This is a genomic window from Streptomyces sp. NPDC107454 (genome assembly GCF_055582885.1).
The window spans coordinates 211,856-232,199 of sequence record NZ_JBVJPA010000003.1; the positions used below are offsets into that span (position 1 = coordinate 211,856).

The window sequence follows — 20,344 nt, forward strand, 5'->3', positions numbered from 1 at the left end:
GCCCGGAGCTCAGCCATGTCAACTATCGTGGCATTTAGCGCTTGTTGACGGCTGATTCGCGCCACAGTTGTGGCGACAGCTGGATGTGAGTTCGAGCGAACGGCTAGTCTCCCGTTGGTCCCTGACCCGTGTGAGAGAGACCTGAGAGACCTGAGCGAGACTGAGAGAGACGTAGGAGATCAGTCGGTGACGGATGGCTTCGAAGTTCCGGGCGCCACGGCGACGGTTCTGCTGCCGGCCGTCGTGGCCCGGGTCACCGCACTCGCCGACCGGCTCGATGTGCAGCACTCCGAGGTTTTCGACGTCCAGCGCCTGTCGGCCGAGTCCGGCGTGCCCCAACCCGTGGTGCGGGCCCTGCTGGGCGGTCGCCCCGCCGGGGAACCCGATCTCCAGGCCCGCTTCCTCCAGCGCCTGGACCTGTTGCGCCGCACCCGGCTCAAGCCCAATGGGCGCAAATACACCCAACAGGAGATCGCCGACGGCGCCGGAATGTCGCGTCAACAGGCGGGCGCCCTCATCAACGGCGACCGGCGCCCCACCATGGAGCACTGCGACGCCATCCAGCGCTTCTTCCGGGTGCACGCGGGGTTCCTGACGGCCGAGGACTCCGAGGCGCTCGTGGGCGCCCTGCAGCGCTCGGAGCAGGAGCTGCTGCAACAGCTCGCCAACCGTGAGCGCGAGGCGGCTGCGGCCGCCGACGACCCGCTGGAGCGACTGCTCCAGGACCACGGCGTCCGCGGAATCGCCTGGCGAGCCGCGCAGTTGCCCACCGACCAGCACCGCGACAAGGTCGCCGAATGGCTGGACATGCTCTTGGAGAGCGTCAAGCGGCCCGAGTCGTGATCCGGGGGAGAACTGTGGGCATCGGAAGGGACATGCGCCGCCTGTGCGGCGAGCTGGTCGCGGAGCTCTCGCTCCCGGCCCCGGCGGAACCCGGGGACCTGTACGCCGCCCTGTGCGACGCCATGAGCAGACGCCGAGGACGTCCCGTCCAGTTCCGTACGGCCGCGTTCCCGCCCGGCACCGCCAGCGGACTGTGGCTCGACATGGCCGACCAGGACCTCGTCGTCATCGAGGAACGCACCGCCCCCGACCACCAGTTGGTGATCCTCGGCCACGAACTGTGGCACATGAAGGCCGGGCACTGCAGTCACCACGTCGAGGGCGCCGCCGTCGCGGCCCGCTTACTCAGCGACTCCGCCGATCTGCAGGCGACCGTCCTGAGGGTCGCCGCGCGCACCCGCTTCGACCTCGCGGACGAGAAGGAGGCCGAGAGCTTCGGTCTGCTGCTCGCCAGCAAGTGCCGTACGTGGCTGGCCGGTTCGCCACTGCGCGGGCCTGTGAGCCGGGACGGTCTGGCCGGTCGCATCGAGGCGTCCCTGGGGTACCGCGGACCGCAGGGCTGAGGCGCCTTCCCGGACATGGACGGATCCAGCTACTACGTCCCGGCCGTCGCCATGGGCGCCGCCCTCGCCGTCAAGGCACCCACCCTGATCCGCGGCTGGCGCGACCCGCTGCTGCGGTCGGTGGGCGTCCTGCTGGCCCTGGCCTGCCTGGTGTTCCTCTTTGCGGCCCCGCCGACCATCGCCGAGGTCAACGACCTCACCGGTATCCCCAACATCTCGGCGCCCCTGGTCTACTGCCTGCTGAGCGTGTTCAGCGCGTCCTGTCTGGTGCTGATCATCCACTGGCGCGGCGGACCCCCCGAGGTCACCCGCCGGCTCTCCCGCCGCTGGATCACCGGGTACGGCGTCGTCAGCGTGGCACTGGTCGTGCTCTACCTGCTCGGGGACTGCCCCGAGGAGCGCCTGCGGGACCTCGACACCTACTACGCGAACACCCCGTTCATCCGCGAGATGATCGTCCTCTACCTCGTGGCGCTGACCGTCGCGGGCGTCGCGATGAACGTCATGTGCTGGCGCTGGGCCCTTCAGGTGGACGGCTGGCTGCGCGCCGGGCTGCTGACGATCGCGGTCGGCTTCCTCTTCAACGTCCCCTACTCGGTGACCAAGTTCATCGCCGTCGTGGCCCGCTGGAACGGCGCGAACCTGGACGGTCTGAGCACCGACGTGGCTCCTGTACTGGCCTCCGTCGGGGCCCAGGTCAGCGCGGTCGGCTTCCTGCTCCCGCTGGCCTGCCAGCGCATCGGGGACAGCTGGACCACCTGGTCGACGTACCGCAGGCTCGGGCCGCTGTGGCGCGAGCTGAGGACGGTCTCGGCGCACGCGGACCACGCGGTGCGGATCTCCTGGTGGTCCTCCGCCGAACTCCAGGTCACCCAGCGGGAGTCCGACATCCACGACGGCATGCTCAGCCTGTACCCCTACTTCGACTCCGCGGTACGCTCCCTCGCCTACGACGCGGCCGTGACGGCGGGCTCCGAGCCCGCCCAGGCTCAGGCCGAGGCCGACGCGGCGATGGTGACGGCGGCGGTGCGGGCCAGGGCGGCCGACCCGGAGGGCACGGTCATCAGCGCGGCGGAGGCCGCCCCCGCCGCTTCCGCCGAGGGTCCACGCGACCTCGTACGGATGTCGATGGCCCTGCGTCAGTCACCCGTCGTCGCGGCCGTCCGAGGGCGGGCCGCTACCAGGTCAGAGAGCGACTTCCATGAGCAATCCCGCTAGCGCGGCAGCAGGCGACAGAGGTACGGCCCCCCGTCGGGCCGTCGTCATCGGCGCGGGGACGGCCGGTCTGCTGGCCGCCGCCGCCCTGGACCCGTACGCCGAGGTCACCGTCGTCGAGCGCGACGTCCTGCCGGACGGGCCCGCGCCGCGCAAGGGCCTCCCGCAGGCCCGGCACGCCCATCTGCTGCTGTCGGGCGGCGCCCGCGCGATGGAGGAGCTGCTGCCGGGGGTGACCGCCGCCTGGCTCGCCGCGGGCGCCCGCAGGATCCCGATGCCCACCGGATTCGTCTCGCTGACGGCGCAGGGCTGGCTGCGACGCTGGCCCGAGATGGAGTTCATGATCTCGTGCAGCCGTGATCTGCTCGACTCGGTACTGCGCGACCGGATCGCGACGAAGGACCGGGTGACCGTCGTGGACGGCACGGAGCTGCTCGCTCTGGAGGGCGACGCCTCACGGGTGACGGGCGTGCGCGTACGGATGCGCGACGGCGGGCAACGGGTGCTGCCGGCCGACCTGGTGGTGGACGCCTCGGGACGCGGCTCACGCTCCTCCCTCTGGCTCGACGCGCTGGGTGTCGCTCCGGCGCCGCTGGACGAGGTCGACTCCGGACTCACCTACGCCAGCCGGATCTTCCGAGCACCGGCGGGCACCGAGGACTACCCCGTGGTCGGTGTACAGCCCGACCCGGCGCAGCCCGTGCCGGGCCGCTCCGCGACCATCGTGCCCGTCGAGGGCGGGCGCTGGCTGGTGACGCTTTCGGGCACCCGCGACGGACAGCCGACGGACTCCGTCGAGGAGTTCGAGCCGTTCGCGCGCGGCCTGCGGCACCCCCTGGTGGGCGAACTGATCGCGCACGCGCAGCCGCTGACGGACGTCGCCGTCAGCCGCAGCACGATCAACCGGCGGCGCTTCTTCGAGAAGGTCAAGGGCTGGCCGGAGGGGTTCGTCGCGCTCGGCGACGCCGTCGCCACGTACAACCCGGTCTACGGGCACGGCATGACGGTGGCCGCGCAGGGCGCGCTGGCGCTGCGCGGTCAGCTCGCCGAGCACGGGATCGCTGCGCCGGGGCTCGCGCGGCGGGTGCAGCGGGCGGTGGCCCTTCCGGTGACGATCGCCTGGGAGCTGGCCACGGGCACGGACATCCGCTACCCGGGCGCGATCGGTGAGGAGCCCGGGGCCACGCGGAAGTTGCTGGGGCGCTATGTCGAACGGCTCCTGCGGACGGCGGCGGGACGCCCCCTGGTCGCTCAGGCGTTCCTGGCCGTGTTCACCCTCTCCGCGCCCCTGTCCGCACTGGTCAGACCGGAGGTCGTCTTCGCCGTGCTGCGCGGACCGCGCCGCCCTCCCCTGACCGCCCCGCCCCTCACGGCCGAGGAACGGGAAGCGGTCCTGAGCGTCCCGGAGCCGTCGGGAACGCCGACGGTGGGCTGAGCGGAGGGCAGGCGCCCAGCGGCGCCGGGCAGCGTCGGCGGTGGGGCACCGTCGGCGGTGGGTGTCAGGTCGCGCTGCGTTCGCTCGCCTCGCGCAGGTCGCGCTCCACCGCCCGGTTGTGGGCGGTGTCGGGCCGGCCGGCCGTGCTGCCGGGGCGGCCCGCGCGCAGCAGTTCGCGCCAGTGCTCGCGGCTCCAGTCGGCCGGGCTGGTGGTGCTGGTGAACTCCTCGACAAGGTCGAGGAAACGGGCCGGGTCGCTGTGGAAGGGGAAGTGGCCCGCGCCCTCGAAGATCTCCAGCCGGCTGCCCGGCATGGCCTGGTGCGCGCCGTACGCGTGCCGCACCGGCACCACGCTGTCCCGGTCGCCCCAGAGCAGCATCGTGGGCATGCCCTCGGTCAGATAGCAACGGTCGAGCATGGTCACCGCCTGCCCGCGCCAGTCGACGACCGCGCGCAGGGTGCGGATGAACGCGCTGCGGGAGATCGCGTCGGGCAGCGCGTCGACGAGGTTGAGCAACTCCGGTGCGTCCTGGCCCAGGTCGGTGTCCAGGAGCCTCATCAGACGCAGGAAGATGCCGACTTGGAGGCGCATGCCGGGCAGTCGCAGCGCGGAGAGCATGAGGTGGGCGCCCGGCAGCGAGACGGCCCGCAGCACGGGGTTGACCTCACCGCCGACGCCGCCCGCGCTGACCAGGATCAGCCGTTCGGTGCGCTCCGGGAACTGGTAGGCGAACTGCATGGCGACGCCACCGCCCAGCGAGTGCCCGACCAGGGTGGCGGACTCGATGTCGAGCGTGGTGAGCAGATCGCGGACCCCGTTGGCGTACGCGGCCACCGAGTAGTCGGCGCGCGGCTTGTCGGAGGAGCCGTGGCCGAGCAGGTCGGGCGCGATCACCGTGTGGGAGCGTGCGAGGTCGGGGATCAGGTCCGCCCAGGTCGCCGAGGAGTCGCCGATGCCGTGGATCAGGACGAGCGCGGGGCCCTCACCGGCCACGCGGTAGGCACGGCGGTAGCCGTGCACGACGCGGTGCCGCAGACTCAGCTCCGCGTCGCCCACGGAGCGCAGCCGCGGGTTGCGCCGCGGACGCCGAGGCGGTACGTCGACCACGGGCTCACCTCCTGTTCCGGGCCGCCGTGAAGGCGGCTTCCGCGCCGCCGAGAAGGCACTTCCCGGCTCTTCTCACCACCCTAGGGCCCCTGTCCCACAAGGGATTTCCGTGATGTTTCACCTCCGCTAAGCGGGCGAACCTGCACGCATCGAAACCGGATTGTCAGTGGCGGTTGGCAAGCTGGAGGCACGTACCGCCATGTACCGCTTCGACCAGCCGACCCGGGGAGAGCCGTCCGATGCCGACCGCCGTACTGACCGACCGCGAACGCGCCGCCGTGCAGGCCTATCTGCGTCTCCTCCAGACCGTACGAGCGGCGTTCGACGGTCCGCCGGACGGGTGTCGACCACCCGTGGTGCCGCCCGCCGCGCTCGCCGAGGCGGAGCGGGCGCTGGAGGCGGCCGGACTCGCGGGCAACGAGGAGGAGTTCTTCCGGCTGCTGCACAGCTGGTGCCCGGAGCCCGGAGGCCGCCTTGCCTAGGGCCTGGTGTGCGGGACGGTGACGGCCGTGGCCAGCAGGCCCCGGCGCACGGTCCAGCGGCCTTCGAAGGACTGTATGCGTCGCCCGTTCACGAGCGGTCCCGGCACGAGGAGTTCGGCGCGCAGGCCGCCGGAGCGTGCAGGGCCCTCGTCCGCGAAGAGTTCGATGTCCGCCTCGAAGAAGTCCAGCCACTTTCCGGTGAGGGGGTACCACGCCTTGTAGACGGACTCCTTGGCGCTGAACAGCAGCCGGTCCCAGTGCACGGAGGCGTCCCGCCGCGCCAGCTCACGCAGCCGGTCGTTCTCCGTGGGCAGGGCCACGGAGACGATGACGTCGTCGGGGAGTTCCTCGTGGGGTTCGGCGTCGATACCCAGCGAGGCCAGGTCGGTGGCGCGGACGAGGGAGGCCGCGCAGTAGCCCTCGCAGTGCGTCATGCTGCCGATCAGCCCGGCGGGCCAGACGGGCGCCCCGTGCTCGCCGCGCAGGACGGCCTGCGCGGGCACGCCGAGCTTCTCCATGGCCCGGCGGGCGCAGGCACGCACGGCGGCGAACTCACGGCGCCGCTTCTCCACGGACCGCGCCACGAGCTCCTGCTCCCCGGGGTACAGCGGCGCGCCCCAGTCCTGGTCGTCACCGTGTGTCTCCACGGTCACGACCGATTCCGGGAGCAGCTCCTCGATCACCGGTTCCGACCTCCATCGGCAGTACGTGGCGCAGGGTGTCCGGCGGGCCGGGGCGGGGCCGCCACTCCCGGGGGTATCCCACCGAGACCTCTTCGAAGCGGACGCCCTCGTGGTGGGTGGTCCGCGGGATGTGCAGATGACCGTAGACCATGACCTGGGCGCGGAAGCGGCGGTGCCAGTCGGCGGTCAGGCGGGTACCGCACCACATGGCGAACTCGGGGTAGCGCAGGATGTCGGTCGGGTGACGGTCCAGCGGGTAGTGGTTGACCAGGACGGTGGGCAGGTCCTCGGGCAGCTCGGCGAGCCTGCGCTCGGTCTCGGCGACCCGGGCCCGGCACCAGGCCTCGCGGCTCGGGTAGGGGTCGGGGTGCAGGACGTGCTCGTCGGTACAGATCACCCCGGTCCCCTCGGCGTACGCCATGCCCTCGTCCTTGGTCGCGCAACCCGGCGGCAGGAACGAGTAGTCGTAGAGCAGGAAGAGCGGTGCGACGACCGCGGGGCCGCCCGGCCCGTCCCAGACGGGGTAGGGGTCTTCGGGAGTCGTGACACCCAACTCCCGGCACATGGCGACGAGATGCTCGTAGCGGGCGACGCCTCGCAGTTGCACGGCGTCCTTGGGGTGGGTCCACAGCTCGTGGTTGCCGGGCACCCAGACGACCTTGCGGAAGCGTCCGCTGAGGGTTTCGAGGGCCCAGTGGATGTCGGCCACGATCTCCGAGACGTCACCGGCCACGAGGAGCCAGTCGTCGTCGGTGTGCGGGCGCATCTTCTCGACCAGGGCGCGGTTTTCCGCGTACCCGATGTGCAGGTCGCTGATGGCCAGCAGGTTTCCGTGTCCGCCGGCCGTCGACCGCACCCTTGCCACCTCCGAGAAAAGGACTGGAAACACAAGAACACATTCGTCCCCGCGGGACAAGGACGGCCCGCGCGCCGGGCCTCGCGCCCCGGCGCGTCGAGCCTGATTCCGGGGTGTCGGGAAATCCGTAACACGCCCGTAGCGTCACACCGGGCTCGCGCCCCTTATGATCGCCCCAACACAACCGCCACGAACCCTTCTCGGCGTATGACGGTTTGCTGTTCCTCCCTCTCCCCTGGCCGGGCACGGCCTGCTCCGCCGTGCCCGGAACCCTGAAAGGCGGCCTGCATGGGTTCTCGCGTACGCGTCTGGCTCAACCGCACGTACGCGGAGAACGTGTTCTTCATGGACCAGCTGCGAAGTAATCCGCAGCTCCGCCCGGTCGAGATCCATGCCACCCACGGCGATCCCGACTCCCCCGTGCTCGCCGCCGCCGACACCGCCGCCATGGAGCCGGAGGGCCTCTCCCCCGCCGCCTACGTCGAGTACGCCCTCGACCAGTGCGCGCGCCACTCCATCGACGTGTTCGTGCCCGTGCTGCACCAGGCGGCGATCGTGGCGCACCGCGCCGAGTTCGCGGCGCTCGGCACGGCCCTGCTGGCACCGCCTTCCGAGGCCGTGGCCGTCTTCCTGGACAAGGCCACCGCGTATCAGGCGGTGCAGGCGGTGGGCGTGCCGGTGCCGCCGTGGTGGCGGGTGCGTACCGAGGAGGAGCTCGTCGCCGCGGTCGAGACCCTGGAGGCCGCGGGTCACAAGGCCTGCTTCAAGCCGGCGGCGGGGGCGGGCGGAGTGGGCTTCCGCGTCATCACGCGCGCCCCCTTCTCGCTTGCGCACCTGAATGGATTTCCGAGCCCGTACGTGCCGCTGGACCTGGTCGTGGAGGCGGTGCGGTCGGCGGACGGGCCCGTCGACTGGCTGGTCATGCCGCTTCTGGGGCAGCCCGAGGTGTCCGTGGACTGCCTCACGGCGCCGGACGGCCGGGTCCGTATGGCGGTGGGCCGCACGAAGAACGGACGGCGTCGCGGTTTCACGCTGCACCCTTCGTTCATCGAGCCCGCGCGGCTGCTCGCGGAGGCGTTCGGACTGCACTATCTGACGAACATTCAGTTCCGGATGCTCGGTGACGACCCGGTTCTCATGGACGTCAACACCCGCCCGGCGGGCGGTCTGCACCAGCTCTCGCAGTGCGGCATCAACGCCCCGTGGGCCGCCGTGCGGTTGGCGCTCGGCGAGGAGCCGGGCGAGATGGTGCCGCCGCTGCTCGGGCAGGACTACACCGTGCTCGCGGGTCCCCGTCCGGTGCGTCCGGTCTCGCTGCCCCAGCAGCGCACCGACGCGCCCGCGTCCACCCTGCCCGCCGTGCCCGCCCCGGCCCCGGCCACGGAGGCCGCTCCGGCATCGGAGCCCGCGCCGGCCCATGCGCCCGAGGCCGCCGGCGCGACCACGGCAGCCATCGCCCCCGCCTGAGCCGTACGCCCGCTGACCCCACTCACCGGTCTGGACCAATTCCGCGCAACGCCTTGACAGCGGGATTGGTCCATACCAACTTGGTTGCGCACCTCTCAGCACTCCCGAAGCACTCCCGAACACCCCCATGCCTCAAGGGAGATCGCGTGCGCATCAACCTCAGAACAGACCTCAGGCGCTCCAGACATCGCGTCCTCGCGCTGCTCGGCACCGCCGCCCTGGCGCTCGCCGGAGCGGTCGCGCTGCCCACCACGGCCCAGGCTGCCAACATCCTGTCCAACCCCGGCTTCGAGTCGGGCAGCCTCTCCCCCTGGTCGTGCACCGGGAACCTCGGCTCGGTCGTCTCCAGCCCCGTGCACGGTGGCTCCAAGGCCCTGGCCGGGGCGGCGAGTTCGAGTGACAACGCCCAGTGCAGCCAGACCGTCTCGGTCCAGCCGAACACCACGTACAGCCTCTCGGGCTGGGTGCGCGGCAGCTACGTCTACCTGGGCGTGGACGGCGGTGCCTCGACGTGGACGACGTCCCCGTCGGCGTACAGCCAGCTCAGCGTCTCCTTCACGACCGGCGCCTCGCAGACCAGTGCCAAGATCTACGTCCACGGCTGGTACGCGCAGGGCACCTACTACGCCGACGACATCAGCCTGGACGGTCCGGGCGGCGGAGGCGGCTCCGACACCCAGGCGCCGACCGCGCCGACGAACCTGACCTCCACCGGCAAGACCTCCTCCAGCGTTTCCCTGTCGTGGGGCGCGTCGAGCGACAACGTGGGCGTCACCGCGTACGACATCTACAGCGGCTCGAACCAGGTGCTGAGCGTCCCGGGGACGAGCGCGACGGTCAGCGGTCTCTCGTCGAGCACCGCCTACACGTTCACGGTGAAGGCGCGGGACGCGGCCGGGAACACCTCCGGGGCCTCCAACTCCGTGTCCGTGACCACGGACGCGGGCGGTGGCGGCGGCACCGGCTTCAAGCAGGCGGCACCGTACCTCTACCTCGGCTGGGGCGACCCGCCGAGCGCGACCTCGGTGATGAGCTCGACCGGCGTCAAGTGGTTCACGATGGCGTTCATGCTGGACTCGGGCGGCTGCAACCCCGCCTGGGACGGCAGCAGGGCGCTCACCGGCGGCACCGACCAGACCGTCATCAACCAGATCCGCTCCGCCGGCGGTGACGTCGTCCCGTCGTTCGGCGGCTGGCAGGGCAGCAAGCTCGGGGCCAACTGCTCCTCGGCGAGCGCGCTCGCCGGTGCGCTCCAGAAGGTCATCGACGCCTACGGTCTCAAGGCGATCGACATGGACATCGAGAACACGGACGAGTTCGAGAACGAGGCCGTCCAGGCCAAGATCCTGACCGCGCTGAAGACCGTCAAGGCCAACAACCCGGGCCTGAGGACGATCGTCACCTTCGGCACCTCGACGACCGGACCGACCTACTACGGCAACCGGCTCATCGAGCAGGCGCAGTCGCTGAACGCGGGCATCGACGTCTTCACGATCATGCCGTTCGACTTCGGCGGCGGCTCCGACATGTACGGCAACACCGTGGGCGCCGCCGAGGGACTGAAGGCCAAGCTGAAGTCCACCTTCGGCTGGGACGACGCCACGGCCTACTCCCACATCGGCATCTCCGGCATGAACGGTCTGTCCGACCAGCAGGAGAACACCACCCCGGCGATCTGGACCCAGATCCGCGACTGGGCGAACTCGCACCACATCGCCCGTCTCGCCTACTGGGCGGTCAACCGTGACCGGCCCTGCCCCGGCGGCGGCGTGGTGAGCAACTGCTCCGGCATCAGCCAGAACAACTGGCAGTTCACCTCCATCACGGCCGGGTTCACGGGCTGACGCCCCCGGCGTGGGGGTATCCGGCCGTCAGGCGGTCGGGTACCCCCACGCCCGCGCCAACTCTGCGAGCCTGGGCCGGAGTTCGACGGTCGCCTCGGCTGCCTTGGCGGGCTGGATCCGGCCCGACCTGATGGTGTCGCTCCAGTCGCCGAGCTGGGGGCGGAAGGCACCGTGGTCCTGGCTGCCGTAGTCGAGCATGCCGCTCTCCCAGGGGACACCGAGGTAGTCGCACAGGCCCCGGGTGGTCGGCTCGGGGTCGGCGGTGAGTTCCTCGTACGTGATCACGTGGGCGTCGAGGTTCTGCCGGGCCTCCTCCAGCTTCTCGCTGTAACCGAGCACCTCCTCGTGGATGGCCTCGTGGTCGGGGTCCGAGCGGCGGTTGGTCAGCGAGGCGATGACCGCGCCGGGATGGCGCAGCAGCACGATGTAGCGGGCGCTGGGCCAACATCGGTGCAGACGGGGCCAGACGAGGGTGTTCGGCGGGGTCTTGTCGACGATGATCCGCTTGCCGCTGCGGGTGAGTTCGAGGTGCAGCAGCCGGTCCCACAGGGCGTGCTCCAGCTCGTCCTTGTCGAGTTCGAGGGCGCGCATGGCGTCCGCGGTGAAGTCCCGGGACAAGTGGACGTGGACGGTGCGCAGATGCATCTCGTGCGGGGCGCGGATCTGGCTGTGGCTGTTGAGCAGGACCCGCAGCAGGGTCGAGCCGGAGCGCACGGACGAGAGCACGAAGACGGGCGAGTCCACCAGCCGCGGGGCGGGCGGGGCGACGTACGGCAGGCCGTCGGCGCCCTCGGGGCTCCGGGGCGACGGCACGCCGTCGAGGATCCGCCGCGGCGGGCGCACCGCCTCCGCCATCAGCCTCCCCCGGCGCTTCAGTCCCTTGCCGATCGCGGACATACGCGGGTCTCGCACCGTGACACCTCTTTCTCGCTGGTCCCCGCATCACAAGGGGGAAGGGCGAACTCCAGGTGTCGCACAGAAGAAGCGCCGTGGTCACGGCGGGCGCGGAGCCCGCCGTGACCTGGCCTTTTACCCTTTCCTTAATTCTTCATGGGAAGTACCGTCACTTCCCCGGGGACAACAGGCTCACGCCTTCGCCACGGCCAGCCGCAGCGTCTGCACCTCGAAGGGGCGCAGCGCGACCGCGACCGCGTTCCCGTCCGTGTCGGCCGTGGTCAGCGGGCGCTCCAGGAGGTCGGTCACCTGGGCTCCCGCCAGCGGGAAGCCGGTGTGCAGGGTGCCGGTGGCGCGACCGCCGCGGGACTCGTAGAGGCGTACGACGACATCGCCCGAGGCGTCGTCGGCGAGCTTGACCGCCTCGATGGTCACGCCCTCCCCGTCCACGGAGACGACGGGCTCGGCCGGACCGGCCGAATCCGCCACCCGCAGCGGCAGGTTGAGCGCGTAGCCCTCCGCGATCGCGTCCTCGATGCTCGCGCCGGGCAGCAGCGCGTAGGTGAAGCGGTGCTTGCCCTGGTCGGCCTGGGGGTCCGGCACGCGCGGGGCGCGCACGAGGGACAGGCGTACGGTCGTGGTCGTACCGCCGTCCTCGCGGACCGTGCGGGAGACGTCGTGGCCGTACGTCGAGTCGTTGATGACCGCGACGCCGTAGCCGGGCTCGGCGATGTGCACCCAGCGGTGGCCGTAGACCTCGAAGCGGGCCGACTCCCAGCTGGTGTTGGTGTGCGTGGGCCGCTGGACATGGCCGAACTGGATCTCCGCGGAGGAGTGCGGGGCCCGGATGTCCACCGGGAAGGCCGCCTTGAGGATCTTCTCCGCCTCGTGCCAGTCGATCTCGGTCTCGACGTCGATCCGGCGGCTGCCGGCCCGCACGGTGATCGTCTGGACGATCCGGGAGCCCTTGCCGAAGGCGCGCTCCACCTTCAGCGCGCCGAGCAGCGGGCCGTCCTCGACGACCGTGACGGACTCGGCGTCGAGCAGGTCCGTGTAGCGGTTCTTGTAGTGCTTGTCGATGTCCCAGGCGTCCCAGTAGTTCGGGAGGTCGCTGTGCAGACGGAGCAGGTTGCCCTTGTCGGCGAGGACCTCGCGGTCGGCCGTCAGGTCGCGTACGGAGGCCAGCGTGCCGTCCTCGGCCAGCTCGACGCGGACCAGGCCGTTGTCGAGGACGCGGCCGTCGACGGTCACCGGTCGCGGGGGCTCCTCCGCGCCCAGCAACGCGCTTCCGCCCGCGGGGACTTCGGCGTACATCGGGATGCCGACGGAGGTGCGGACCACCTCGGCGCGGTCGACCGGGCTGGTGTTGAACACCCGGGTCTCGCCGGTGCCCAGCGCGGCCACGGCCTCGGCCGTGATCGCCTCGACCTCCTTCGCCACCCGCGCGTACTCCGCCTCGGCCTCCCGGTGCACCCAGGCGATGGACGAGCCGGGCAGGATGTCGTGGAACTGGTGGAGCAGGACCGTCTTCCAGAGCCGGTCGAGCTTCTCGTACGGGTAGGAGTAGCCCGGCGCGTTCAGTGCGGCGGTGGTCGCCCACAACTCGGCCTCGCGCATGCGGTGTTCGCTGCGCCGGTTGCCCTGCTTGGTGCGGGCCTGCGAGGTGTAGGTGGCGCGGTGCAGCTCCAAGTACAGCTCACCGGACCAGACCTGGTCCTTCGGGATCTCCTCGCGGGCGGTGGCGAAGAAGGCGTCCGGGTGCTCGACCCGGACCTTCGCCGAGCCCTCCAGGCTCGCCAGCCGCCGGGCGCGTTCCATCATCTCGCGGGTGGGGCCGCCACCGCCGTCACCGTGGCCGAAGGGGGCCAGGGACGTCGTACCGCGGCCCTTGTCCTGGTAGTTGCGGACGGCGTGCGCCATCTCCTTGCCGGAGAACTCGACGTTGTAGGTGTCGACGGGCGGGAAGTGCGTGAAGATGCGGGTGCCGTCGAGGCCCTCCCACCAGAAGCTGTGGTGGGGCAGCTTGTTGGTCTGGTTCCAGGAGAGCTTCTGGGTCAGGAACCAGTCGTTGCCGGCGAGCTTGGCGAGCTGCGGGTAGGCCGCGTTGTAGCCGAAGGAGTCCGGCAGCCAGACGCCCTTGGTCTCGATGCCGAAGTGCTCGATGAAGAACCGCTTGCCGTGGATGAGCTGGCGGGCCAGCGCCTCGCCGCCGGGCAGGTTGCCGTCGGCCTCCACCCACATGCCGCCGACCGGCGCCCAGTTCCCGTCGGCGACGGCCTTCTTGATGCGCTCCCACACGTGCGGGTAGTTGTCGCGCACCCACTCGTACTGCTGGGCCTGCGAGCAGGCGAAGACCAGTTCCTCGTACTCCTCGGCGAGCGCGGTGACGTTCGAGAAGGTGCGGGAGGTCTTGCGCTTGGTCTCGCGGATCGGCCACAGCCAGGCGGAGTCGATGTGCGCGTGACCGGCGGCGGAGAGGGTGTGGGCGCTGGCGTGCGCGGGCTTGGCCAGGGTGGGGGCCAGCACCGCGCGCGCGGCGGCGGCCGTCCCGGAGATGTCGTCCAGGTCGAGGGCGTCCATCGCCTGGTCCAGCGCGATCATGATCTCGTGCCGGCGCGGATCGGGCTCGCCCAGCTCCAGCATCAGTTCGCGCAGCACCTGGACGTCGAGGTCGAGGTGCCAGACGTTCTCGTCGAGGACGGCGATGTCGGCGCGCTTGAAGGTGTAGAGCGGCTTGTCACCGGCCGTGAGGCGGTCGCCGAGCGAGGTCGGGCCCGCGAAGTCGTTCGCCAGGATGTCGGGGTTGGAGGCCGCCTCGACCAGGTAGTGGATCTCCTCGCCGCCCGTGGCCGGGTGGGCGATCGGCACGTACTGGTTCTGCGGGTTGACCGCCTTCAGCGGGACCCCGTCCGGCAGGTGGACGAGCGCCTCGGCCTGGTTGCCGGGCCAGTCGCCCACGAAGCCGAGGTCGAAGACGGCCTCGACGCGCTTGCCCGTCCAGTCCGCGGGAACCGAGCCGCGCATCCGGAACCAGGTGGTGCCCCACGGCGGACCCCAGGGGGTGTCCATCGCGAAGGGCTTGTACGGCGCCGCGGCGGCCTCCTCGAAGGGGACCGGCTCACCGGGCGCCTGCCAGGCCTCGACCTCGAAGGGGACCGAGGCGGCATAGATCGCGGGCTTGATGCGCTGGTCGTGGACGCGTGCGACGCGCTCCTCGATCCGGCGGCGTTCGTCGTGCATGTGAGGTCTCCAGGAGCCAGGAAGCCAAGAAGGGGGTAAGCGCTTACTTAAGGTACGCCAGGCCCGGGTGGACCGAGGTGTACCCCTCGACCAGACGGCGGGCCACGTTCACGGAGTCGACGAGCGGGTGCAGGGCGAAGGCCTTGACGGCGGTCGTGCGCGAGCCGGACTCGGCGGCGGACAGGACCTCGCGCTCCACCGCCTTGACCGCGCAGACCAGTCCGCTGGCGTGGTCGGGCAGCGGGTCGACGGCGACCGGGTGGGCGCCGTTGGCGTCGACGAGGCAGGGCACCTCGATGACGGCCTCGGTGTCGAGCACGCCCAGCGTGCCGCGGTTGCGGACGTTGAGGATGAGCGTGGTGCGCTCGTCGCGGGCGATGGCCCTCATCAGGGCGAGCGCCACCTTCTCGTAGCCGCCGGAGAGGTCGTCGGCGTCGCGTTCGCCCGCGCCCGCCGCGTCCCGGTTCTCCGCCATGTAGGTGGCCTCGCGCTCGGCCCGCGTACGGTCCCAGGCGCTCAGCGCGGCGGTGTCCGGGCGCTTCATCTCGGCGTAGAACTGCTCCTGCTGGTCGCGCAGGAACGCGCCGCGGGTCTTCTCCGCCTGCTGGTAGGCCCGGACGGCCTCCCGGTTGAAGTAGTAGTAGTGCAGGTACTCGTTCGGGACGGCGCCCAGGGACTGCAGCCACTCCACGCCGAAGAGCTTGCCCTCCTCGAAGGAGCCGAGCAGCTCGGGGTCGGCGAGCAGCCGCGGCAGCTCGTCACGGCCCGCGACGCGCAGCCCGCGCACCCAGCCGAGGTGGTTGAGGCCGACATAGTCGATCCAGGCCTCGCGGGGGTTGGCGCCCAGGACGGTGGCGATGCGGCGGCCGAGGCCGACCGGTGAGTCGCAGATGCCGATGACGCGGTCGCCGAGGTGACGGGACATGGCCTCGGTGACCAGTCCGGCCGGGTTGGTGAAGTTGATGACCCAGGCGTCGGGGGCGAGCCGGGCCACCCGCCGGGCGATGTCCACGGCCACGGGGACCGTGCGCAGGCCGTACGCGATGCCGCCGGCGCCGACCGTCTCCTGGCCGAGGACGCCCTCCGCGAGTGCCACCCGCTCGTCGTCGGCACGTCCCTCCAGGCCGCCGACGCGGATCGCGGAGAAGATGAAGTCGGCGCCGCGCAGGGCGTCGTCGAGGTCGGTGGTGAAGGACACCTCGGGGGCGTCCGGCAGGTCCTTCGCCTGCTCGGCCAGCACCCGGGCGACGGCCGTGAGCCGTCCGGCGTCCACGTCGTGCAGCACGACATGGGTGACGCGGCCCTCGGCGCGGTCCCCGAGGAGTGCCCCGTACACGAGCGGCACCCGGAATCCGCCGCCACCCAGAATCGTCAGCTTCACGCCGTTTCCGCCTTTCCTGTCACGACCACTTGCACGCCCGCCTCTTCCAACGACGACCGCGTCGCCGGGTCCGGCGGACCGTTCGTCACCACCACGTCCAGCTCCTCGGGGCCGCAGACCCGCGCCATCCCCGTACCCGGGAACTTCGCGCGGTCGGCGAGCAGGACGACCTTGTCGCCCGCCTCGATCATGGCCCGCTTGACCGGCACCTCGACGACGGTGGTGTCCATCACCTGCCCGCCGGGCCGTACCCCGCTGGTACCGAGGAACAGCCAGTCGGCGTGCAGTTGTCGCAGGTTGTCCTCGGTGAGGAAGCCGACCAGGGAGCGGTACTCACGGCGGACCATGCCGCCGAGCAGCACCAGCTCTATGCCCTCGTCGTCCACCAGCTCCTCGTAGACCACCAGGTTGCTGGTGATCACGGTGATCCGGCGGCCGTGCAGCTGCCGGGCCAGCCGGTAGGCGGTGGTGCCGATGTCCAGCAGGACGGACTGACCGTCCTGGACCATCGAGGCGGCGCGCTCCGCGATGGCGTCCTTCTCGGCCACACGGACCTCGGCGACCTCGGCGAAGGGCTGGTCGCCCTCCTCCACGACCGCCCCGCCGTGCACCCGCGTGAGCAGGCCTTCCTCCTCCAGTTTCAGCAGGTCACGGCGGACCGTGGCGGGGCTCACGCCCAGCTGTTCGGAGAGATCGGTCACGGCTGCGGGCCCGCCGGAGCGCAGGGCCCGCAGGATGAGTTGATGTCGTCGCTCTGCCAGCACCCTGTGAACACTACTCGTCATTCCCAATCATTTCTATGCTCAGTTCTGCTCGACTCTTGCCAAATTGGCCAGAGACGCGCACGATCCTGTGCACCGCTTGCAGACTTTTGACGAGAGGATGTGCTCGTGGGTGACGAACGGCCCGATGTGATGCTGACCGGGCTGCTCTTCTACGACCTCGTTCTCACCGGACTGGGGAAGCCGCCGACGGCCGGCGAGGAGATCTGGACCGAGGGAATGGGCGTGAGCCCCGGCGGCATCGCCAACCTGGCGGTCGCGGCCTCCCGGTTCGGCCTGCGCACCTCCCTGGCCACGGTCTTCGGCGACGACTACTACGGCGCGTACTGCCGTGAGGTCCTCGCCGACCAGGAGGGCATCGACCTCTCCCTGTCCCGCACCGCGGACGGCTGGCACACCCCCGTCACCGTCTCGCTGGCCCACGGCAACGACCGGGCCCTGGTGACCCACGGCCAGGAACCGCCGTACTCGCAGGACGAGCTGATGGGCGACCCGCCCGAGGCGCGCACCGCCCTCGTGCACATCGAGGCCGAACCGCGCGCCTGGCTCGCCAAGGCCGCCGCGGCCGGCACGCAGATCTACGCGGATGTCGGCTGGGACCCCACACAACAGTGGTCCCGGGACCTCCTCGACCAGCTCTCCCTGTGCCACGCCTTCCTCCCGAACGAGATGGAGGCGATGGCGTACACGCGCACCGAGAGCGCGGTCGCGGCCCTGGGCACGCTGACCGAGCTGGTGCCGGTCGCCGTGGTCACCCGGGGCGGCGACGGCGCGGTCGCGGTGGACCAGACGACGGGCGAGTACGCGGAGGTGCCCGCCCTCCCCGTCGACGTCCTGGACGCGACGGGTGCCGGAGACGTCTTCGGCGCGAGCTTCGTCGCCGCCTCGCTCGGCGGCTGGCCGCTGGAGGAACGGCTGCGCTTCGCGGTGCTGGCCGCGGGCCTGTCCGTACAGCGGCACGGCGGTGCGCTGGCCGCGCCCGGCTGGTACGGCGTCCACCGCTGGTGGCAGACGCTCGAAGACCGTGAACTACGGCGTGCGTACGGCTTCCTGGCCGACCGCGTCCCGGCGGACCCGGGCCCTCCCGTCCGTCCCGCCCCCGTGACCCCGCCCGACGCCACGCGTCGGCCGGGCGCACCCCGATGACCCCACACGCAACACCCCGTAAGACCCCCCGCATGACACGCACGACGCGCATGACCCCACGCATCGCAACGCGAAACACCCCACGCACGACCCCCTGCAAGACCCCACGTACGCGAAGACCGAAAAGATCCGAAAGGCGGTGGGAGCTGTGCGGCTCTCACGAAGGGGCCTGCTGCGCGCCGGCCTGGCCGGTACGGCCGCCACGGCGCTGGGCGGCCTGGCGACCGGCTGCGGCGTTCCGACCGGCTCGACCGGCCGCAACATGGTCCTGTGGTACTGGAGCGGCGGGCTGAGCCCGAAGGTCGTCCAGGACGCCAAGACCCGCTACGACAGCGCGGTGAATCTGCAGGCCATCCAGATCGGCGGCTACTACCGCTCGAAGCTGATGACCACGATGACCGGACGCGCCCACATCCCGGACATCGCCGGGCTCAAGGGCGAGGACATGGCCTCGTATCTGCCCAACTCCGACCAGTTCGTGGACCTGCGCACGCTCGGCGCCGAGAAACTGAAGGACCAGTACCTGCCCTGGAAGTGGGATCAGGGCATCGCCCCGGACGGTTCGATGGTGGGCTTCCCGATCGACTGCGGTCCGGTCGCGCACTACTACCAGCCCGCCGTCTTCCAGAAGGCCGGACTGGCGTATGAGCCCGAGGACGTCTCCAAGGAGCTGGCCACCTGGGACCAGTTCTTCGCGGCCGGCGAGCAGCTGAAGAAGCGCCTCCCCGGCACGTTCATCCTGACCGACGCGCTCAGCGTCTTCGGCATCTCGGTCAACCAGACGACGAAGCGGTTCGTCGACAAGGACCGGCACTTCATCGGCGATCAGGAGCATGTGCGCACCGCCTGGGACCGTTCCGTCGAGGCCACCCGTCGCGGACTGGTCTCGAAGATCATCAACGGTACGGCCGACAACACCTCGGCCACCGAGCGGGGTCTGCTGCCCAGCCAGCTGAACGCCTCCTGGGCGGCCGGCGACATCAAGCTCAACGTACCGAAGACCAAGGGCAAGTGGCGGGTGGCCGCGTGTCCGGGCGGTCCCTCGAACATCGGCGGCTCGTTCCTCGCGATCACCAAGGCGTGCCGGGAGCCCGAGAAGGCCTTCGAGATGATCACCTGGATGCTCGACGCGAGCAACCAGGCCCAGGGCTTCGTCGACTCGGTGCTCTTCCCCTCGACCCCGGCGTCCTACGCGATGAAGAAGCTGCGCGAACCCGACGCCTTCTTCGGCGACCAGCTCACCATGGACGTCTTCGGTCCGGCGGCGCAGAACATCCCGGTCGCCTTCAACAGCCCGTACGACGTCGCGCTGAGCACCCCGATCAACGACGAGCTGCGGAACTTCTCCGTCCTCGGCAAGGACCCGGACAAGGCCTGGAGGGACGCCATGAGCAAGTGCCGGCGCATCGCGGACCACCTGGGGGTGACTTACTGATGGCTACCGCACCCGTGGTCGACGTGCCCCCCGCGGCCCTCGCCGAGACCCCCGTCATGCACCCCAAGAAGGGCGTCCTCAGCTACTGGCGGCTGTACGCCGCGATCTCCCCCTTCTATCTGCTGTTCCTCGCCTTCGGTCTGATCCCGGTCGGCTTCTCGCTCTATCTGTCGTTCCACCGCTGGGACGGCCTCGGCTCGATGGAGTTCGCGGGGCTCTCGCAGTACCGCTATCTGCTGTCGGACACCCAGTTCTGGACCTCGATCGGCAACACGATCATCATCTGGGCGCTGGCCACCTTCCCGATGATCTTCCTGTCGATGGTCACGGCTGTGATGCTCAACTCGGCCGTCCGCTTCAAGAACCTCTACCGGTTCGCCTACTTCCTGCCGAACGTCACCTCGATCGTCGCGGTCGCGATCATCTTCGGCTCGGTCTTCTCCACCAACTTCGGTCTGGCGAACGCCCTGCTCCAGGCGGTCGGCCTCGACCAGGTGGCATGGCTGAACACTCCGTGGGGCATCAAGGTCGCCATCGCCACGCTGATGACCTGGCAGTGGACCGGCTACAACGCGATCATCTTCCTCGCGGGGCTCCAGACGATCCCGGGCGAGCTGTACGAGGCGGCGCGGGTGGACGGCGCCGGACCCATCCAGACCTTCTTCCGGATCACGCTGCCGCTGATGCGTCCGGTGCTGCTGTTCGTGCTCATCATCTCGACGGTCACGGGCCTGCAGACCTTCTCCGAACCGCAGGTGCTGCTGCAGACCACGGACAACAACTCGTCGTTCGCGGGCGGCCCCGGCCACTCCGGCCAGACCATGGTCCTCTACTTCTTCCAGCAGACCTTCGACAACAACGACTTCGGTTACGGCGCCGCCGTGGCCTGGGGCATCTTCCTCGTCGTCATCATCTTCTCGATCATCAACTGGCGCCTGGTGCAGCGCCGGGGCGAAGACTAGGGAGGCCC

General features: G+C 70.6%; 17 protein-coding genes. 10 read left to right on the plus strand and 7 right to left on the minus strand.

What is annotated here, in order from left to right; all coding sequences use genetic code 11:
- Positions 1 to 186: 186 nt before the first annotated feature.
- From ACZ69M_RS08605 to ACZ69M_RS08620, 4 genes are read left to right on the plus strand one after another with little or no spacing between them, the layout of a single operon-like run.
- The gene (locus ACZ69M_RS08605) at positions 187 to 843 is read left to right on the plus strand and encodes a helix-turn-helix domain-containing protein (RefSeq protein WP_470047883.1); all 657 of its coding nucleotides are present in this window, start codon (positions 187 to 189) and stop codon (positions 841 to 843) included.
- A 32-nt stretch (positions 844 to 875) separates the two neighbouring features.
- Positions 876 to 1,406 carry a toxin-antitoxin system, toxin component gene (locus tag ACZ69M_RS08610; RefSeq protein WP_382175775.1) on the plus strand — a complete coding sequence of 177 codons (531 nt, stop codon included), beginning with the start codon at positions 876 to 878 and terminating at the stop codon, positions 1,404 to 1,406.
- 15 nt (positions 1,407 to 1,421) lie between these two features.
- Entirely contained in the window at positions 1,422 to 2,624 is a 1,203-nt protein-coding gene (locus ACZ69M_RS08615; RefSeq protein WP_470047885.1) for an MAB_1171c family putative transporter, read from the plus strand.
- Positions 2,608 to 4,056 carry an NAD(P)/FAD-dependent oxidoreductase gene (locus ACZ69M_RS08620; protein WP_470047887.1) on the plus strand — a complete coding sequence of 483 codons (1,449 nt, stop codon included), beginning with the start codon at positions 2,608 to 2,610 and terminating at the stop codon, positions 4,054 to 4,056. Before ACZ69M_RS08615 ends, ACZ69M_RS08620 begins: the two co-directional genes overlap by 17 nt.
- Positions 4,057 to 4,120: 64 nt before the next feature.
- Here the strand turns inward: ACZ69M_RS08620 and ACZ69M_RS08625 are convergent, their stop codons facing one another.
- On the minus strand, positions 4,121 to 5,164 hold the full coding sequence (locus tag ACZ69M_RS08625; RefSeq protein ID WP_470047889.1) for an alpha/beta fold hydrolase: 1,044 nt from the start codon (positions 5,162 to 5,164) through the stop codon (positions 4,121 to 4,123).
- Between the two features lie 239 nt (positions 5,165 to 5,403).
- Here ACZ69M_RS08625 and ACZ69M_RS08630 point away from each other — a divergent pair, with 239 nt between their 5' ends.
- The gene (locus tag ACZ69M_RS08630) at positions 5,404 to 5,646 is read left to right on the plus strand and encodes a hypothetical protein (RefSeq protein WP_470047891.1); all 243 of its coding nucleotides are present in this window, start codon (positions 5,404 to 5,406) and stop codon (positions 5,644 to 5,646) included.
- Here the strand turns inward: ACZ69M_RS08630 and ACZ69M_RS08635 are convergent.
- Positions 5,643 to 6,329 (minus strand): 4'-phosphopantetheinyl transferase family protein, encoded by a 687-nt coding sequence (locus ACZ69M_RS08635; RefSeq protein WP_470047894.1) that lies wholly within the window; start codon positions 6,327 to 6,329, stop codon positions 5,643 to 5,645. The genes ACZ69M_RS08630 and ACZ69M_RS08635 overlap by 4 nt on opposite strands.
- Positions 6,277 to 7,185 carry a metallophosphoesterase family protein gene (locus ACZ69M_RS08640; RefSeq protein ID WP_470047896.1) on the minus strand — a complete coding sequence of 303 codons (909 nt, stop codon included), beginning with the start codon at positions 7,183 to 7,185 and terminating at the stop codon, positions 6,277 to 6,279. The genes ACZ69M_RS08635 and ACZ69M_RS08640 overlap by 53 nt, the downstream gene beginning before the upstream one ends.
- 288 nt (positions 7,186 to 7,473) lie before the next feature.
- On the opposite strand from ACZ69M_RS08640, the gene ACZ69M_RS08645 reads away from it, so the two are divergent.
- Both ACZ69M_RS08645 and ACZ69M_RS08650 read left to right on the plus strand, forming a co-directional pair.
- Positions 7,474 to 8,652 (plus strand): ATP-grasp domain-containing protein, encoded by a 1,179-nt coding sequence (locus tag ACZ69M_RS08645; RefSeq protein WP_470047898.1) that lies wholly within the window; start codon positions 7,474 to 7,476, stop codon positions 8,650 to 8,652.
- Between the two features lie 146 nt (positions 8,653 to 8,798).
- On the plus strand, positions 8,799 to 10,496 hold the full coding sequence (locus ACZ69M_RS08650; RefSeq protein WP_470047900.1) for a carbohydrate binding domain-containing protein: 1,698 nt from the start codon (positions 8,799 to 8,801) through the stop codon (positions 10,494 to 10,496).
- A gap of 27 nt (positions 10,497 to 10,523) precedes the next feature.
- Here the strand turns inward: ACZ69M_RS08650 and ACZ69M_RS08655 are convergent, their stop codons facing one another.
- The 4 genes from ACZ69M_RS08655 to ACZ69M_RS08670 all read right to left on the minus strand — a co-directional run bounded on the left by ACZ69M_RS08655 (position 10,524) and on the right by ACZ69M_RS08670 (position 16,775).
- A complete protein-coding gene (locus tag ACZ69M_RS08655; RefSeq protein WP_470047902.1) occupies positions 10,524 to 11,408 on the minus strand; it encodes a sulfotransferase family protein in 885 nt (294 codons plus the stop codon).
- Positions 11,409 to 11,582: 174 nt separating this feature from the next.
- Positions 11,583 to 14,630, minus strand: a complete 3,048-nt coding sequence (locus tag ACZ69M_RS08660) for an alpha-mannosidase (RefSeq protein WP_470047904.1) — start codon at positions 14,628 to 14,630, stop codon at positions 11,583 to 11,585.
- Between the two features lie 43 nt (positions 14,631 to 14,673).
- Positions 14,674 to 16,011 carry a 6-phospho-beta-glucosidase gene (locus ACZ69M_RS08665; protein WP_351696338.1) on the minus strand — a complete coding sequence of 446 codons (1,338 nt, stop codon included), beginning with the start codon at positions 16,009 to 16,011 and terminating at the stop codon, positions 14,674 to 14,676.
- Positions 16,008 to 16,775 carry a DeoR/GlpR family DNA-binding transcription regulator gene (locus ACZ69M_RS08670; protein ID WP_470047906.1) on the minus strand — a complete coding sequence of 256 codons (768 nt, stop codon included), beginning with the start codon at positions 16,773 to 16,775 and terminating at the stop codon, positions 16,008 to 16,010. Before ACZ69M_RS08670 ends, ACZ69M_RS08665 begins: the two co-directional genes overlap by 4 nt.
- Positions 16,776 to 16,901: 126 nt before the next feature.
- Here ACZ69M_RS08670 and ACZ69M_RS08675 point away from each other — a divergent pair, with 126 nt between their 5' ends.
- The 3 genes from ACZ69M_RS08675 (at position 16,902) to ACZ69M_RS08685 (ending at position 20,336) form a co-directional block, all read left to right on the plus strand.
- Positions 16,902 to 17,939 (plus strand): carbohydrate kinase family protein, encoded by a 1,038-nt coding sequence (locus ACZ69M_RS08675; protein ID WP_470047908.1) that lies wholly within the window; start codon positions 16,902 to 16,904, stop codon positions 17,937 to 17,939.
- Positions 17,940 to 18,087: 148 nt separating this feature from the next.
- Entirely contained in the window at positions 18,088 to 19,374 is a 1,287-nt protein-coding gene (locus ACZ69M_RS08680) for an ABC transporter substrate-binding protein (protein WP_470047910.1), read from the plus strand.
- On the plus strand, positions 19,374 to 20,336 hold the full coding sequence (locus ACZ69M_RS08685; protein WP_470047912.1) for a carbohydrate ABC transporter permease: 963 nt from the start codon (positions 19,374 to 19,376) through the stop codon (positions 20,334 to 20,336). The genes ACZ69M_RS08680 and ACZ69M_RS08685 overlap by 1 nt, the downstream gene beginning before the upstream one ends.
- Positions 20,337 to 20,344 lie beyond the last annotated feature (8 nt).